We start from the raw sequence: 13715 nt of genomic DNA on the forward strand, positions 1-13715 counted from the left end.
CCGTGACCATCGTGGACACCGTGAGCGACCACACCGACCGCGTCGCCGACACCCGGCGGCTGCTGCACGAACTGCTGGACACGACGGCGGCCCTGCGGCCCCGGAACATCGCCGTACGCGACTCCAGGGACGCCTGGACCTGGGAGAACCTGGTCCAGCAGAGCCACACCGTCGCCGGCTGGCTGCGTGAGCAGGGGGTGGGCCCCGGCGACCGTATCGTCGTCCGGCTGCCGAACGTCCGCGAGATGGTGGCGCTGCTCTACGCCGCTTCCCGCGTCGGCGCGGCCCTCGTGCCGATCAGCGCGGAGATGAAGGAGTTCCACCTCAAGGCCGTCATCGCCAACTGCGAGCCCCGGGTGGTCGTGGTCGTGGACGGCCTGGCCGAGGGCGTCCAGGCGCTCACGGAGGTGCCCGTGCACGAGGTGGGCGCCGTCTGGGCCGCCGCCACCGATACGGAGGTGCGCGTCACGTCCGAGGCGACGTCGGTCGACTCCCCCGCCGTCCTCATCTACACCTCGGGCAGCACCGCCACCCCGAAGGGCATCGTCTGCCCGCACGCGCAGATGTCCTTCGCCGCCGACGCCATCAACCAGGTGCTCGGCTACCGCCCGGACGACGTCGTCTTCTGCCGCGTCCCGCTCTCCTTCGACTACGGCCTGTTCCAGGTGCTGCTGACCTGCCTGTCCGGCGCCGAACTCGTCCTCGCCGACGGGGAGGCCGACCCCAAGCTGCACATCCTGATCCGCGAGACCGGCGCGACGATCCTGCCGCTCGTGCCGTCGCTCGGCGGCCCGCTGATTCGGCTCGCCGAGCGCGACCCGCGCCCCACCAAGCTGCGGATGTTCACCAGCACCGGCGCCGCCCTTGAGCAGCGGATCATCGACGGGCTGTGGCGCTGCTTCCCCGACGCCCGCGTCGTGCGGATGTACGGCATCTCCGAGTGCAAGCGGATCACCGTCATGCCGCCCGAGGAGGACCGCACCCGGCCCGGCTCGTCCGGCCGCCCGCTCCCGGGCACCCGGGTGACCATCCTCGACGAGGAGGGCAACGAGGTCCCGGCCGGCGGCAGCGGCGAGATCACCGTCACCGGACCGAACGTCATGGCCGGCTACTGGCGGCTGCCCGAGATCACCGCCCGCACCTTCCGCACCGACCCGGAGACGGGCGTCACCCGGCTGCACACCGGTGACTACGGTTCGCTGGACGCGGACGGCTATCTGTACTTCGAGGGCCGCCGCGACGACATGTTCAAGCGCAAGGGCATGCGGGTCAGCACCATCGAGATCGAAGCCGCCGCCATGGACATCCCGGGGGTGCGGAACGCCGCCGCCCTCAAGCCGACCGCCGACCGCGACCTGCTGCTGTTCGTCGCCGCCGACCTGCCGCCGCAGACCGTGCTGCGTGAGCTGGCGCAGCGGCTCGAGGCCGTCAAGGTCCCGTCGCTGTGCAAGGTCATCGACGACTTCCCGCTGACCGCCAACGGAAAGAACGCCAAGCAGCAGCTCGAAGCGCTGCTCGTGGCGGAAGAGCTGGCCGCCGGATGACCATCACCGAGGCCACGGCCGTCGTGACCGACGAAGAGCTGGTCGCGCGCTACGGATCACCGCTCTACGTCTACGAGCTGGACCGCGTCATCGCCGCCCGCGACGCTCTGCGGGCCGCCCTGCCGGAGCAGTTCACCCTCTTCTACTCCCTCAAGGCCAACCCGCACCCCGGGCTGGTCCGCGCCCTCGGCGAGGGCGACGAGGCGTGCCGCGCCGAGGTGTGCTCGACCGGCGAGCTGGCGTCCGCGCTCGAAGCCGGTCACGGCGCCGACCGGATCCTCTACTCGGGTCCCGGCAAGACGGCGGAGGAGATCTCCGCCGCGCTGACCGCGGGCGTCCGCACCTTCTCCGTCGAGTCGCTCGGCGACCTGCAACGGCTGGGCGCGCGGGCGGTGCTCCACGGCACCACCGCCGACGCCCTGATCCGCGTCAACAGCGCGGCGGCCGCGGCCACCACCAGCATCCGGATGACCGGTACGCCCTCCCAGTTCGGCTTCGACGCGGAAGGTCTCTCCGACCTGCTGCCGGAGATCCGCGCGGTGGAGGGGATCCGCGTCGCGGGCGCGCACTTCTTCCCCCTCAGCAACTCCAAGGACGAGGCGAGTCTCATCGCCGAGTTCCAGGAGACCATCCGCGGCGCGGCCCGCCTGGAGGCCGAACTCGGCACACCGCTGCGCCTGTTGGACATCGGCGGGGGCTTCGCCGCCCCGTACTCGGTGCCCGGCGGCCGGCCCGTCTACGGGAATCTGCGCGCCGCACTGGAGCAGACCCTCGACGAGCACTTCCCGCGGTGGCGGCAGGGCGTCCCGGAGATCGCCTGCGAGTCGGGGCGCTATCTGGTCGGCGACAGCGGCCGGCTGCTGACCACGGTCACCAACGTCAAGCAGAGCCGCGGCCGGACCTTCGCGGTGCTGGACGCGGGCATCAACACCCTCGGCGGCATGGCCGGTCTGGGGCGGCTGCTGCCGCTCTCGGTCGAGCCGAAGGCCGGGAGGCGGGACGGTGAGGGTGAGCATGAAGCGGCGGAGGAGACCGTCGTGACCCTCGCCGGGCCGCTGTGCACCCCCGGTGACCTGCTCTCCCGCTCCGCCCGCATGCCCCTCCCGCGGCCCGGCGACGTGATCGCCGTACCCAACGTGGGCGCGTACGGGCCCACCGCGAGCCTGCTGCTGTTCCTCGGCCGTCCCGCGCCGGCCGAAATCCTGCTCAGAGCCGGTGAAGTGACGTCGGCATCGCGCCTGATCTCTTCCCGCGCAGAAATCGACACTGGAGTTCAGTGATGAGCGAGTCCGCATCCCACGAGTCCACCGCAGACGGCTCCGCCGTCGATCCGGCCGACCGGGCCGAGCTGGTCGATCTGGCCGAACTGGCCGGCCTGGCCGAGGCGGAGCAGTACCGACGCCTTCTCGCGGTGGTCCGAAGGGAGGCGGAAGCGGCGCTGCGCAAGGCCGGTCGGGAGGGGCAGATCCCGCTCGACCTGTCGCAGCCGTTCCTGCAGCTCGGCTTCGACTCGCTGGCCGTCGTCGATCTGCACCGGCGGCTCAGCGACGCGACGGGGCTCGACCTGCCGATCACCATCGCCTTCGACCACCCGACGCCGACCGCGCTGGCCAGGCAGCTGATGTGGGAGGCCTTCGGCGTCCGGTTCGACGGCCGTACGGGAGCCGATTCACCGGCCGCCGTTCCCTCTTCGGCCGCCGGCTCCGGATCCGGTTTCGACGAGCCGATCGCGATCGTCGGCATGGCGTGCCGCTACCCGGGCGGCATCAGCTCACCCGAGCAGCTGTGGGACCTGGTCGTGTCGGGCCGGGACGCCATCGGCACCCTGCCCACCGACCGCGGCTGGGACGTGGAGGGCCTCTACGACCCGGACCCGGACGCGCCCGGCAAGACGTACACGCGGGAGGGCGGCTTCCTTTACGGAGCGGCCGAGTTCGACGCCGACTTCTTCGGCATCAGCCCGCGCGAGGCCGCCTCCATGGACCCGCAGCAGCGCCTCACCCTGGAGACCTCCTGGGAGGCATTCGAGCGGGCCGGCATCGACCCGGCCGGGCTGCGCGGATCGGCGACCGGCGTCTTCGTCGGGGCGGAACCGCAGGAGTACGGGCCCCGGCTGCACCAGGCGCCCGAGGGCTACGAGGGCTATCTGCTCACCGGCAGCGCCACCAGCGTCATCTCGGGGCGCGTCGCCTACACCCTGGGCCTGGAGGGCCCGACGCTGACGGTCGACACCGCGTGCTCCGCGTCGCTCGTCGCCCTGCACCTCGCGGTCCAGTCGCTGCGCGCCGGCGAGTGCTCGCTCGCGCTCGCGAGCGGCGTCGCCGTGATGTCCAGCCCCGGCGCCTTCACCGCGTTCAGCCGGCAGCGCGGACTCGCGCCCGACGGACACTGCAAGCCGTTCGCCGAGGCCGCCGACGGAACGTGCTGGGGCGAGGGCGTCGGCGTCCTCGTCGTCGAACGGCTCTCCGACGCGCGACGCAACGGCCACCGGGTGCTGGCGGTCGTGCGCAGCAGCGCGATCAACCAGGACGGCGCCAGCAACGGCCTCACCGCCCCCAACGGCCCCTCCCAGCAGCGCCTCATCCAGCAGGCGCTGGCGAGCGGCGGGCTCACCGCCGCCGACGTGGACGCCGTCGAGGCCCACGGCACCGGAACGAAGCTCGGCGACCCGATCGAGGCACAGGCCCTGATCGCCACGTACGGGCAGGGGCACGACGCCGACCACCCGCTGTGGCTGGGCTCGGTGAAGTCCAACATCGGCCACACGGCCGCCGCCGCGGGCGTCGCGGGCATCATCAAGATGGTGCAGGCGATGCGTCACGAGACGCTGCCGCCCACCCTCAATGTCGATACACCGACACCGCACGTGGACTGGTCGGCGGGGTCTGTTGAGCTGTTGACGGAGGCGCGGCCGTGGCCGGTGCGGGAGCGTCCGCGTCGTGCGGGTGTGTCGTCGTTCGGGATCAGTGGGACGAACGCGCATGTGATCGTGGAAGAGGCGCCTGCTGAGGTCGTGACGGAGGTTGTCGCCGCTGTCGAGCTTCCGGTGGTGCCGTGGGTGCTGTCGGGCAAGACGCCGGGGGCGTTGCAGGCTCAGGCGGTCCGGTTGCGGGAGTTCGTGCTGGCCGATGCAGGTCTGGATCCGGTGGCGGTGGGTTCGGCGCTGGCGACGATGCGTGCGGGCTTCGCCCATCGTGCGGGTGTGGTGGCGGCGGACCGTGCGGGCCTGCTGACCGCTCTGGACACGGTCGTTGACGGTGCGGCCAAGACCGCGGTAGCCGGCGCCGGTGACCTGGCGTTCCTCTTCACCGGCCAGGGCAGCCAGCGGCCCGGAATGGGGCGCGAGCTCTACGCCGCCTTCCCCGTGTTCGCGGAGGCGCTGGACGCCGTCGCGGAAGCGTTCGACGAGCACCTCGACCGTCCGCTGCTGGACGTGCTGTTCGCGGACGACAACCGTCTCAACGAAACGGGCTACACGCAGCCCGCCCTCTTCGCACTGGAAGTCGCACTGTTCCGGCTGCTCACGTCATGGGGCATCCGGCCGCAGGTGCTGGCGGGTCACTCCATCGGTGAACTGGCCGCCGCGCACGTCGCTGGTGTCTGGTCGTTGGAGGATGCGGCGCTGCTGGTTGCGGCGCGTGGCCGGCTCATGCAGCAACTGCCGTCCGGCGGTGCGATGGCGGCGATCCAGGCCACCGAGGCCGAAGTCCTGCCGCAGCTGACCGACAGGGTGGGAATCGCGGCCGTCAACGGGCCCACCTCCATCGTCGTCTCCGGTGACGAAGACGCCGTGGCTCAGGTCATCGAGCACTTCGACGCCCTGGGACGGAAGACCAAGCGGCTGACCGTCAGCCACGCCTTCCACTCCGTTCACATGGAGGCGATGCTCGACGAGTTCCGGCGCTTCGCCTACATCCTGGAGTACTCGGCACCGTCCATTCCGATCGTGTCGACGCTGACCGGGCAGGCCGCGACCACCGATGAGCTGACCGACCCCGAGTACTGGGTCCGGCACGTGCGCGAGGCCGTGCGCTTCGCCGACGCCGTCACCACCCTCCAGAGCCAGGGCGTCAGCACGTTCCTGGAGCTCGGACCGGACGCGGTGCTCACCGCCATGGGTGCCGAGAGCGTCACCGACGCCGTCCTCATCGCCACGCAGCGCCGCAGCCAGGACGAGGCGCTGGCCCTCGTGTCGTCCGTCGTCGACCTGCACACGCAGGGCACCGAGGTCGACTGGCGGGCCTTCTTCGGCACCGGCGCCGCCACCCCGCTGCTGGATCTGCCCACCTACGCCTTCCAGCGGGAGCGCTACTGGCTGGACGACGTGTCCGGTTCCGCCGACCCCTCGGCCCTCGGGATCGAGGCCACCGCGCATCCACTGCTCGGCGCCGTCGTCCCGGTGGCCGGCTCCGACCGGCTGGTGCTCACCGGCCGGCTGTCGCTGCAGACGCACCCCTGGCTCGCGGACCACGCGGTGGGCGACACCGCGCTGCTCCCCGGCACCGGATTCGTCGAGCTGGCCGTCCAGGCCGGCGACCGCGTCGGCTGCCCCGTGCTGGAGGAGCTGACGCTCCAGGCGCCACTGCTGCTCGACGGTTCCGGCGCGGTCGAATTCCAGCTGGTCGTGGAGGAACCCGGCCAGGACGGCAAGCGGCCGCTGGGCATCTTCTCCCGCCCCTCCGGGACGGACGACTCCCTCTGGACGCAGCATGCCGAAGGCCTGCTGCGGTCCGAGGACGCGCCTGCCGCCGCCCCGCCGGCCGACCACGCCTGGCCGCCCGCGGGCGCCCGGACCATCGAGGTCGAGGGCGCCTACGACCGGATGCGCGACCAGGGATACGGCTACGGCCCGTCCTTCCAGGGCCTGCGCGCCGCCTGGCGGCTGGGCGAGGAGGTCTTCGCGGAGGTCGCCCTGCCCGAGGGTGTCGACGCCACCGGCTACGCCCTGCACCCCGCCCTTCTCGACGCCGCTCTGCACGCCATCGGCATCGACCGGCCCAGTGAGAACGCCGAACTCCCGTTCGCCTGGACCGACGTCGTCCTGCACGCCTCCGGCGCGACCGCCCTCCGGGTCCGCGTCACCCCGGCCGGCTCGGGCTACTCGCTGCGCCTGTCCGACGTTCAGGGCGGCCCGGTCGCCGACGTCGGCGCGCTGGTGCTGCGGCCGGTCGTGGCCGCCGAGTTGACGGCCCACCAGTCCGCGGGTGCGCGGGACCTCTACCACGTGGAATGGTCCGCGCCCCGGGCCTGCGGGACGGAATCCGCCGGTGAGACGGTGCTGGTACGCGTGCCTATGCAGGTCGAACCGATCGAGGCACTGACGGCCGTACTCACCGAACTGCAAACCCTGTTGGCCGTCGATGACGACCGGCGGTTGGTGGTGGTGACGCGGGGTGCGGTGGCTGTTCTGCCGGGTGAGGACGTGACGGAGCTGGGCCAGGCCGCGGTATGGGGTCTGATCCGTTCCGCGCAGTCGGAGCACCCGGGTCGCATCGTCCTGCTGGATGCCGACACCGATGAGATCCCGGAGGGTGTGCTGGCGTCGGGTGAGCCGGAGTTGGCGCTTCGCGGCGGGGAGATCCTCGTTCCGCGCTTGGCCCGTACGGTTGCGGCTGCTGCTGGTGATGCGGTGGTGTGGCGTACGGATGGCACGGTGCTGATCACCGGTGGTACCGGTGGTCTGGGTGCGTTGCTGGCCCGGCATCTGGTCACCGCGTACGGGATCCGTGATCTGCTGCTGACCAGCCGCCGCGGCCCCGACGCCCCCGGCGCCACCGAACTCACCGCAGAATTGCAGCGGTTGGGTGCGACGGTGACGGTTGCTGCGTGTGACGTCTCGGACCGGGACGCGCTGGCGGCGCTCCTGGACGGGGTGGTTCTGACCGCCGTGATCCACACGGCGGGTGTGTTGCGTGATGCGACGTTCGCCGCGCTCACCCCGCAGCACCTGGCGGAAGTTCTGGCGCCGAAGGCTGATGCCGCCCGGCACCTGCACGAACTGACCGCGGGGACGGACCTCGACGCGTTCGTGCTGTTCTCGTCCGCCGCTGCCACGTTCGACGGCACCGGACAGGGCAACTACGCCGCCGCCAACGCCTACCTCGACGCCCTCGCCACCCACCGCCGCACCCAAGGACTGCCCGCCACCTCCCTCGGCTGGGGCCTGTGGGCACCCGAAACCGGCGGAATGGGCGCAGGACTCTCGGCGAAGGACGTGGAGCGGGCCGCGCGTGCCGGGACCCCGGCGCACAGCGCCGCCGCAGGTCTGGCGATGTTCGACGCGGCCTGGGGCGGGGAGTACGCCCACGTGCTGGCGCTGCGGCTGGAGTCCGGCGCCCTCGGGCGCCGGGCGGCCGCCGACGGTGTGCCCGCGCTGCTGCGCGGCCTGGTCCGAACCCCGGCCCGGCTCGCCGCCGCCTCGGGATCGGCGGGCGGCGACTCGTTGCAGGAGCAGCTCGGCCGTCTGCCGGCGGCGGAGCAGGAGCGCTTCCTCCTCTCGCTGGTCCGTACACAGGTCGCGGCCGCGCTCGGTCACTCCGGGCCGGACGCGGTCGATCCCGCGCGCGGCTTCGGCACGCTGGGCTTCGACTCCCTCGCGGCCGTCGAACTCCGCAACCGGCTCGGCACGGCCACCGGGCTGCGGCTGCCCGCGACCCTCACCTTCGACTACCCGAACGCCACCACCCTCGCCCGCTACCTGCGGGAGAAGCTCGTCGGCGACGAGACCGGCGGGGCCACCTCCTCCGCTGCCGCCGCCGTTGTCGCGGCCCGGCAGTCGACGGACGACGACCCGATCGCGATCGTCGGCATGTCCTGCCGCTTCCCGGGCGGGGTGCGCAGTCCCGAAGGGCTGTGGGACCTGCTCGCCGCGGGCCGGGACGCCATCGCGGACTTCCCCGAGGACCGCGGCCCGAGCTGGTACGACGCCTACGACCCCGACCCGGCCGCCATCGGCAAGACGTACTCCAAGGAAGGCGCGTTCCTCGACGACGCGGGCCGGTTCGACGCCGACTTCTTCGGCATCAGCCCGCGCGAGGCCCTGGCGACCGACCCCCAGCAGCGGCTGCTGCTGGAGGCGTCGTGGGAGGCGTTCGAGCGCGCCGGGATCGACCCGGAGAGCCTGCAGGGCACTTCGACCGGGGTGTTCGCGGGCGTCATGTACCACGACTTCGCGCCCCGCCTCCGTGACGTCCCCGAGGAGCTCGCGGGCTACCTCGGCAACGGCGGCCTCGGCAGCGTCGTCTCCGGCCGGGTCTCGTACGCCCTGGGCCTTGAGGGCCCCGCGCTGACGGTCGACACCGCCTGCTCGTCCTCCCTCGTCGCCGTCCACCTGGCCGGCCAGGCGCTGCGCGCCGGCGAGTGCTCGCTGGCGCTGGCGGGTGGCGTCACCGTGATGACGACTCCGGACACCTTTGTCGACTTCAGCCGCCAGCGCGGCCTCGCCGCCGACGGCCGGTGCAAGCCGTTCGCGGAGGCGGCGGACGGTACGGGCTGGGGCGAGGGCGTCGGCGTCCTCGTCCTGGAGAAGCTCAGCGACGCGCGGCGCAACGGCCACCGCGTCCTGGCCGTCGTCCGCGGCAGCGCGATCAACCAGGACGGCGCCAGCAGCCAGCTGACCGCCCCCAACGGCCCCGCCCAGCAGCGCGTCATCCGGCAGGCCCTGGCCGCCGGTTCGCTCACCACGGGTGACGTCGACGTGGTCGAGGGCCACGGCACGGGCACCCGGCTGGGCGACCCGATCGAGGCGCAGGCGCTGCTGGCGACGTACGGGCAGGAGCGGGCGGACGGTCAGCCGCTGTGGCTGGGTTCGGTGAAGTCGAACCTCGGTCACACGCAGGCTGCCGCGGGTGTCGCGGGCATCATCAAGATGGTGCTGGCGATGCGCCACGAGGAACTGCCGCGCACGCTCGGCGTCGACTCCCCCAGTTCACACGTGGACTGGAGTGCCGGTGACGTCGAGCTGCTGACCGAGGCCCAGCCGTGGCCGGTGCGGGAGCGCCCGCGCCGTGCGGGTGTCTCGTCCTTCGGCATCAGCGGAACGAACGCCCACGTCATTGTGGAAGAGGCCCCCGCAGAGGTCTCGACGGAACAGGCCGCGGCCGCTGCACTGCCCGTAGTGCCGTGGGTGCTGTCCGGCAAGACGCCCGACGCCGTCCAGGCCCAGGCCGCCCGGCTCCGCGACTTCGTCCTCGCCGATCCGGAGCTGGACCCGGCGGCGATCGGATCCGCCCTGGCCACCACGCGCGCGGCCTTCACCCACCGCGCTGGCGTCGTCGCCCCTGACCGCGACGGCCTACTGGCCGGACTGACCACGCTCGCCGAAGGTGGCACCGCGGCCGGAGCGGTGCGCGGAACGGCCGGTTCCGGCCAGTTGGGATTCCTCTTCACCGGGCAGGGCAGCCAGCGGGCCGGGATGGGGCGTGAGCTCTACGCCGCCTTCCCCGTCTTCGCCTCAGCCCTGGACGATGTGGTGGCCGCCTTCGGTGACCAGCTGGAACTGCCGCTGCTGGATGTGCTGTTCGGTGACGACGGCCGGTTGAACGAGACGGGCTTTACGCAGCCTGCTCTGTTCGCGCTGGAAGTCGCGCTGTTCCGGTTGCTGGAGTCCTTCGGGGTCCGGCCGCAGGTGCTCGCCGGTCACTCCATCGGTGAGCTGGCCGCAGCGCATGTCGCGGGGGTCTGGTCGTTGGAGGATGCGGCGCTGCTGGTTGCGGCGCGTGGCCGGCTGATGCAGCAGCTCCCGTCCGGTGGTGCGATGGCAGCGATCCAGGCCACCGAGGCCGAAGTCCTGCCGCAGCTCACCGAGAAGGTCGGGATAGCGGCCGTCAACGGACCCACCTCCATCGTCGTCTCCGGCGACGAGGACGCCGTAGCGGCCGTGATCGCGCACTTCGACGGCATCGGACGGAAGACCAAGCGCCTCACCGTCAGCCACGCCTTCCACTCCCTCCACATGGAGCCGATGCTCGAAGAGTTCCGCGCCATCGCGGCCGGGCTCACCTACACCGCACCGTCCATCCCGATCGTCTCGACGCTCACCGGCAAGGCAGCCACCACCGAAGAACTCACCGACCCCACCTACTGGGTGCGCCACGTCCGTGAAGCCGTCCGCTTCGCCGACGCGGTCGCCACCCTTCAGGAGCAGGGTGTCAGCACCTTCCTGGAGCTCGGCCCGGACGCCGTCCTGACCGCGATGGCGGCCGACAGTGCCACCGAAACCACCACCCTGATCCCGGCCCTCCGCCGGGACCACAGCGAAGCCCAGCTGTTCACCGAGGCGCTGGTCCGGCTGCACACCCGAGGCGTCCCCGTCGCCTGGCCGGCCCTCTTCGGCACCGGCCACACCTCCGTCGACCTCCCCACCTACGCCTTCCAACACCAGCACTACTGGCTCGCCGACAGCGCCGTCTCCACCGGCGACCCCTCCGGGCTCGGCCAGGGCACCACCACCCACCCGCTCCTCACCGCGGCGATCACCCTCCCCGACACCGACGGGCTGCTGTTCACCGGCCGGCTCTCGCTGGCCACCCACCCGTGGCTCGCGGACCACGCCGTCAACGGCACCGTCATCGTCCCCGGCGCCGCGCTCGCCGACCTCGCCATCCACACCGGCGACCACACCCACACCAGCACGCTGCAGGAGCTCACCCTCTCCGCGCCTGTGGTCGTTCCGCAGACCGGTGCCATCCATCTGCGGGTCAGGATCGGCGGGGTGGAGGAGCGGACGCTGTCGGTGTTCTCGCGCGCCGAGGGTGCGGCGGAGGACGAGCCCTGGACGCGGCACGCGGACGGGCTGCTCACCTCGCACGCCGCCGAGCCCGGCTTCGACCTGGCGCAGTGGCCGCCGGCCGGGGCCGAGGCCGTGGCGGTCGACGGGCTGTACGGGACGATGGCCGCGAGCGGCCTGGAGTACGGGCCGGTGTTCCAGGGGCTGCGCGCCGCCTGGAAGGTCGGCGACGAGGTCTTCGCCGAGGTCGCACTGCCGGAGGGCACCGACACGAACGGGTTCGGGCTGCATCCGGCGCTGCTCGACGCGGCGCTGCACGGCATCGGGTTGTCCGGGGCCGACAGCGGAGTGGCCGAGCTGCCGTTCGCCTGGTCCGACGTCGCCCTCTACGCGACCGGCGCCACCGCGCTGCGCGTACGGATCGCCCCGGCGGGCTCGGGCTACGCCCTGGACCTGGCCGATGCGCAGGGCGCTCCGGTCGCGTCCGTCGGGTTGCTCGCCCTGCGTCCGGTGAACACGGGCGAGTTGGCGGCGGCCCAAGCCGCCCAGGCCCGGGATCTGTACGAGATCCAGTGGTCCGCGGTGGATGCGGATCCGGCAGCTACGGCAGCTACGGCAGCCGAGACCACGAACGCCGTCGACGAGGGCGCGCTGCTGCGCGTCGTGTCGCGGGCCGATGCCCGGTCCACGGTCGTCGACGTGCTCGCGCAGGTGCAGGGTTGGCTGGCGGACGACGCCCACGCCGGTTCCGACGGCCGGCTGGTCGTCGTCACCCGGGGCGCGGTCGCCGCGCTTCCCGGGGAGGACGTCACCGACCTCGCCCAGGCCGCCGTGCACGGGCTCGTCAGGGCCGCGCAGGCGGAGCACCCGGACCGTCTCGTCCTCGTCGACACCGACGCGGAGGCCGGCACCGGTCAGATACCCGGCGCCGTGCTCACCGCCGACGAGCCGGAACTGGCCGTCCGCAATTCCCAGTTGTACGCCCCGCGGCTGGCCCGTTCGGCGCCGTCCGCCGAGGCGACCCCTTGGCGTACGGACGGCACCGTCCTGATCACCGGCGGCACCGGAGGACTGGGCGCGCTCACCGCCCGGCACCTGGTCGCCGAGCACGGTGTCCGCGACCTCCTGCTCACCAGCAGGCGCGGACAGAACGCTCCGGGAGCAGCCGCACTCGCGGCGGAACTCACCGCAGCGGGCGCCACCGTCACCATCGCCGCCTGCGACGTCTCCGACCGGAACGCCCTCGCGGAACTCCTGCACGACGTCCCGTTGACCGCCGTGATCCACGCGGCCGGCATCGTGGACGACGGGACCCTGGAGTCCCTCACTCCCGGCCAGGTGGGCACGGTGTTCGGTCCCAAGGCCGAGGCCGCGCGCCATCTGCACGAGCTGACCGCGCACCTCACCCTCGACGCGTTCGTGCTCTTCTCGTCGACGGCCGCCACCTTCGACGGCACGGGCCAGGCCAACTACGCGGCCGCCAACTCCTATCTCGACGCCCTGGCCACCCACCGCCGTACGCACAACCTGGCCGCGACCTCGCTCGCCTGGGGCCTGTGGGCCCCCGAATCGGGCGGCATGGGGGCGGATCTGACGCAGGCGGACGTGGACAGGGTGGCGCGCGGCGGTGCGCTGGCGCTGGGGCGCGAGGCGGGTCTGGCGCTGCTCGACACGGCGCTGGCCGGCGGGAAGGCCCATCTGCTGCCGGTGCCCTTCTCCACGGCGGCGCTGGAGGCGCGGGCCGGGAGCCAGGGCCTGCCAGCCATCCTGCGGGGGCTCGTCAGGGCACCCGCGGCACGGCGCGGCACCGTACAGGCCGCTACGGGCGCCGCGGCCGCGGAGAGTCTGAAGGACCGGCTGCTCAAGCTCCCGCCGGCGGAACGTACGCCGGTGGTGCTGGACCTCGTGCGGTCCCAGGTGGCCGCCGTGCTCGGGCACTCCGGGGTGGACGCCGTCGATCCGGCGCGCGGCTTCGGCGGGCTGGGCTTCGACTCGCTCGCCGCCGTCGAGTTCCGCAACCGGCTCACGCCGGCGACCGGGCTGCGCCTTCCCGCGACGCTGATCTTCGACTACCCGACCTCCGAGGCCCTCGCCGAGTACATCCGCGAGCAGCTCGCACCGGCGCCGTCAGGCCCGGCGGCGCTGCGGGCCCTGGAGGCCGAACTGGCGGACCTGGAGGACCGGTTGGTCACCACGACCGACAACGGCGATGTGGACGAGCAGGACCACACCCGCGTCACCGACAGCCTGCGGGCCCTGGTGGCCCGCTGGACGGCGCTGCGCGCCGGAGCCGCGGAGGCGGCGGCGTCCGCCGCGGCGGACGAGGCGGAACTGGCCTCGGCCGACGCGGACCAGCTCTTCGACATTCTCGACAGCGAGTTCGAACCTCTCGACTGACCCGGCCGGCGCCGATGCCGGCGCACCCCCGTATGACCCGCATGACT

At 72.7% G+C, this 13715-nt stretch carries 3 protein-coding genes; all 3 read left to right on the top strand.

The features are described from left to right. The first annotated feature begins 11 nt into the window (after positions 1-11). The 3 genes from LNW73_RS09850 to LNW73_RS09860 are packed head-to-tail and all read left to right on the top strand — an operon-like array spanning position 12 to position 13668. The gene (locus LNW73_RS09850; RefSeq protein ID WP_374118264.1) at positions 12-1544 is read left to right on the top strand and encodes an AMP-binding protein; all 1533 of its coding nucleotides are present in this window, start codon (positions 12-14) and stop codon (positions 1542-1544) included. After that, complete coding sequence (locus LNW73_RS09855; RefSeq protein ID WP_250989671.1) at positions 1541-2824, top strand: type III PLP-dependent enzyme; 1284 nt, start codon at positions 1541-1543, stop codon at positions 2822-2824. The genes LNW73_RS09850 and LNW73_RS09855 overlap by 4 nt, the downstream gene beginning before the upstream one ends. After that, positions 2821-13668: an SDR family NAD(P)-dependent oxidoreductase gene (locus tag LNW73_RS09860; RefSeq protein WP_374118065.1), complete on the top strand. Its 10848-nt coding sequence runs from the start codon at positions 2821-2823 to the stop codon at positions 13666-13668. The genes LNW73_RS09855 and LNW73_RS09860 overlap by 4 nt, the downstream gene beginning before the upstream one ends. Positions 13669-13715 lie beyond the last annotated feature (47 nt).

The organism is Streptomyces sp. RKAG337 (assembly GCF_023701715.1).
In the GTDB taxonomy this organism is placed as follows: domain Bacteria; phylum Actinomycetota; class Actinomycetes; order Streptomycetales; family Streptomycetaceae; genus Actinacidiphila.